The sequence below is a fragment of the Bradyrhizobium sp. PRIMUS42 genome (genome assembly GCF_023006515.1).
GTDB lineage: Bacteria > Pseudomonadota > Alphaproteobacteria > Rhizobiales > Xanthobacteraceae > Bradyrhizobium.
In genome coordinates this window covers 1-4,248 of the sequence record NZ_JALBGZ010000552.1, presented here as the reverse complement: position 1 = coordinate 4,248, position 4,248 = coordinate 1, and the positions used below count along the sequence as shown (strand labels likewise).

Genomic DNA, 4,248 nt, shown 5'->3' with positions numbered 1-4,248 from the left:
CGTGCTGCGCCTTTGCGTCGGCGCCCGGCACGTGACCGAGGCCTGGTCGCCGGACGCGGCGGAGCGGCAGCGCAATGTGCAGCACGTTCTCGATCGCATCGCCCATGTCCTGGTAAAGATCGAGCTGCTGCTTGACCGTGGCGCAGTCGCGGCCGTGCCGGTAAATTCCGCGTTCGAGGTGTGAGATGCAGCATCCGGTTTCCGCGCCAATCGGCATGACCGCGGCGAACTATGCCGACCGCATCGGCTTTGCGCAGCTGACGCGCCGGGCCTTCGAAGGTGTCGACCTGCATCCGTTGCGCGACCAATTGTTGGCGCGGATCGCGGCGGGGACCGCGCTGGCGGGCGAAGCGCTCGATCTGTCGTTGATCACCCAGCTTCTTGGCGACAAGGATCAGGGACTCGCGATCCAGTCGGAGGTGCTCGCCTTCCATCAATTGTTTCGCACGCCGAGTGCTGCTCCGAAACCGGGCCTGCGCGTGCTCGCGCTTGCCGCCGACATCGATATGGGCGGCAACACGCCGATCGATTTTCTGCTGGAAGACTCCGACATCGAGCTGTTGACGCTCTACGTGGTCAAGGGCGCCGGTCTGCCGGAGATTCTGCCCGAGCACGACGTGGCCATCGTGGTTGCCTCCGATTCCGAGGAATGCCGTGAGGCGCTCGCTTTGATCGAGAAGGCTGCGCCGCACTGGCCGCGGCCGCTGCTCAATCGTCCCGACCGCATCGGCAATCTCGATCGCGACAAGCTGTACCGGCTGCTGGCCGGCGTGCCGGGTCTCGACATTCCCGCGACCATCCACGCGACGCGCGCGCAATTGCTGGATCTTTCGCGAAAGCAGATCGCTTGCCGTGACGTTGCGGATGAATTGCGCTTTCCGATGATCGCGCGGCCGCGCGGCTCGCATGCCGGCGTCGGGCTCGCGAAGCTCGACGATGCGGCGGCGCTCGCAGCTTATCTTTCCGAGCGCGGCGAACAGGATTTCTTCGTCGCGCGCTTCGTCGACTACGTGAACGCGGACGGGCTCTATCGCAAATATCGTCTCGCGATGGTCGACGGCAAGCCTTACGCCTGTCACATGGCGATCGCCGACCGCTGGGATATCTGGTATCTCAACGCCTACATGGCGTTCAGCGAGGAGAAGCGGGCCGAGGAAGCCGTCTTCATGCGCGAGTTCGACAACGCCTTCGCAGCGCGCCACAGAAGCGCGCTCGATGAGATGAGCAAGCGCGTCGGCCTCGACTATTTCATCGTCGATTGCGCCGAGAACCAGGACAACGAGCTTCTGGTCTTCGAAGCCGACAACACCGCCGTCGTGCACAACATGGATTCGCCGGACGTGTTTCCTTACAAGCCGCCGCAGATGCGCAAGATCTTCGCGGCGTTCTCGGCAATGCTGTCGCGGCATGCAAGAGCAGGCGAGGGGAGTGCAACATGAACGAGATCGTCCGCAACGCGCAAAGCTCCGTCGCGCACGCCTCGCTCGACCCGCAGGACTGGAGCGCATTCCGCGCGCTCGCCCATCGCATGCTGGACGAGACGATCGACGGCATCGCCGACGTTCGGGCGCGCCCCGTCTGGCAGCCGATCCCCGATGCGACCCGCGCGGCCTTCAAGGCCGACGTGCCGCGTGAGGCGAGCGACCTCGCCGAGGTCTATCGCGAATTCGCCGAGCACGTCGCGCCTTATGCGACCGGCAACGTCCATCCCGGCTTCATGGGCTGGGTGCATGGCGGCGGCACCGCGGTCGGCATGCTCGCGGAAATGCTCGCAGCCGGTCTCAACGCCAATCTCGGTGGTCGCGATCACATGCCGATCGAGGTCGAGCGCCAGATCGTGGACTGGATGCGCCGCCTGTTCGCCTTTCCGGACAGCGCGAGCGGCATTTTCGTCACGGGCACGTCGATGGCCAATCTGATGGCGGTGCTGGTGGCGCGCACGAACGCGCTCGGCACGCTGGCGCGGCAATACGGCATCGGCAATGATGGCGCGCTGCTCACGGCCTATACCTCGCAGGCCGCGCATGGCTGCGTCGCCAGGGCGATGGACATTGCCGGGCTCGGCACCGATGCGCTGCGCAAGATCGCTGTCGATGCCGATCATCGCATCGACGTTGCCGCGCTACGCGCGCAGATCGCCGTTGATCGCGAGGTCGGCTTCAAGCCGTTCCTGGTCGTCGCCTCTGCCGGCACGGTCGACATCGGTGCGATCGACGACCTCAAGGCCATCGCGGAGCTGTGCCGCGAGGAGGGGATCTGGTTTCACGTCGACGGTGCTTTCGGTGCGCTCGCGATCTTCTCGCCCGAGCTCGCGCCGCTGCTCGGCGGCATCGAGCTCGCCGATTCCATCGCGCTCGATTTCCACAAATGGGGACAGGTGCCTTACGATGCCGGCTTCCTGCTGGTGCGTGACGGCGAGCAGCATCGGCAGGCCTTTGCGCAGCCGGCGGCCTATCTGCGGCGCGAGGCGAGGGGGCTTGCGGCGGGGGCGGTCTGGCCCTGCGATCTCGGACCTGATCTGTCGCGCGGCTTCCGTGCGTTGAAGACCTGGTTCACGCTGAAGACGTTCGGCACCGACCGGCTGGGTGCGACGATCGCGCGAAGCTGCGCGCTTGCGAAATATCTGGAGACGCGCATTCTTGCCGAGCCGCGCCTGGAATTGCTGGCGCCGGTCAACCTCAACATCGTCTGCTTCCGCTACCGTGCTGATGATGCGATCAATCGCGAGATCGTCGCCGACATCCAGGAGTCCGGAATAGCAGCGCCGTCGAGCACGACGCTGAACGGCAAGTTTGCGATCCGCGCCGCGATCGTCAATCACCGTACCGAGGAGGCGGACATCAATGCGCTGGTCGCGGCCGTGCTGGAGTTTGGCGGCCGGCGGTGCGGCGACGGAATGATCGAGGTCGAGGCGCCACCGCTCGCGGCGCAATAGCACTGGTGCATGCCTGAAACGACAACGGCCCCGGAGGCGATCCGGGGCCGTTGTCGTTGCGGGATTGGGTCGTTCGCGTGGCTTCGGCACGCGAACGCGTGTGGTCAGGCGGCGGAGCTCACGTCGGCCTTGTCCGCCTCCGCCTTGGGATGGGTGGCCTCGAACTGGCTGCGCAGCTTCTCTTCATAGGCGATCAGCTTGCGGGCGTCCTTCAGCGCCCGGTAGAGGTCGCCGTTCAGGATGTTGTTGTTGATGGCCTCGATGATCGGCCAGGCGCTCGGCACCGCGGTGACGATGTCGCGCACCAGGTTGAAATAGGTGCCGTGCTGGGTCTGCGGATCCGGCGAGATGTACATGAGCTGGACCGCCAGATAGACGAGCTTGGCCGGCGTATCGGCGGTCTCGGGCGTGAGGATGTCGCGCTCGCGCAGGATCGGCACGTTGTCGCCGTCGATCAGGAGGCGGGCACGCTGGTCCGTGTTGGTAATCACGCAGTTACCGACGATGATACGTTCGTGCGGCCTGAGCTCGACCTTGAGGGCCATGCCTGTTCTCCATCAACGCTTTCGTAACCGAGCGTGTGTTGCGGCGGGTCAAGGCGCAATACTCCATCAACATTAGTTAACGAGTTGTAAATCGCCGGCATTCGTGCGGAAAAGCGCAATCATATCAACGTTGAAATTGCGCGGCGGTGCCGCGCCGCAGCCGGGCGGAGCGGCCGAATCGCGCGCCGACTCAGTAAAAGCGCCGGTTTCATTTCATGTTTCGTTAGAGGACTCCGCCCCACGGTCCGCCGGTCGCTGGGTCAGTCTCGATCCAAGCAGACGTGTAACAGTAGCGTCGTTTACCAGAAAGGTAACAGAGTTATGTCCGGTATCGTCCTCTCCTCGTCGGTTCGTCAGAACCTGCTCTCCCTCCAGTCCACCGCTGATCTTCTCGCCACCACGCAGAACCGTCTGTCGACCGGCAAGAGCGTCAACTCGGCCCTGGACAATCCCACCAACTTCTTCACCGCACAGTCGCTCGACAACCGCGCCAGCGACATCAACAACCTGCTCGATGGCATCGCCAACGGCGTGCAGGTGCTGCAGGCTGCCAACACCGGCATCACCTCGCTGCAGAAGCTGATCGACAGCGCGAAGTCGATCGCCAACCAGGCGCTGCAGACCACCGTCGGCTACTCCACCAAGTCCAACGTCTCCACCACGATCGCCGGTGCGACGGCGGCCGACCTGCGCGGAACGACCAGCTTCGCCAGCGCGACCGCGAGCAGCAACGTCGTGTTTAGCGGCGCTGCCGGCGGCACCACGGCT

At 64.6% G+C, this 4,248-nt stretch carries 3 protein-coding genes and 2 pseudogenes; 4 read left to right on the top strand and 1 reads right to left on the bottom strand.

The genetic code is table 11. From position 1 onward, the window contains the following. From MOV75_RS29045 to MOV75_RS29035, 3 genes and pseudogenes are all read left to right on the top strand, one after another. Positions 1-184 (top strand): annotated as a pseudogene (locus MOV75_RS29045) (hypothetical protein); the annotation flags it as partial. Between the two features lies 1 nt (position 185). After that, positions 186-1,439, top strand: coding sequence for a RimK family alpha-L-glutamate ligase (locus MOV75_RS29040; RefSeq protein ID WP_246931069.1), 1,254 nt, complete (start codon positions 186-188; stop codon positions 1,437-1,439). Next, positions 1,436-2,935: an aspartate aminotransferase family protein gene (locus MOV75_RS29035; protein WP_246931070.1), complete on the top strand. Its 1,500-nt coding sequence runs from the start codon at positions 1,436-1,438 to the stop codon at positions 2,933-2,935. Before MOV75_RS29040 ends, MOV75_RS29035 begins: the two co-directional genes overlap by 4 nt. A 104-nt stretch (positions 2,936-3,039) precedes the next feature. On the opposite strand, the gene flbT is transcribed toward MOV75_RS29035, so the two are convergent. Further along, entirely contained in the window at positions 3,040-3,480 is a 441-nt protein-coding gene (flbT, locus tag MOV75_RS29030; RefSeq protein WP_246931071.1) for a flagellar biosynthesis repressor FlbT, read from the bottom strand. A gap of 321 nt (positions 3,481-3,801) precedes the next feature. On the opposite strand from flbT, the pseudogene MOV75_RS29025 reads away from it, so the two are divergent. Beyond that, positions 3,802-4,248: pseudogene (locus MOV75_RS29025) on the top strand (flagellin); the annotation flags it as partial.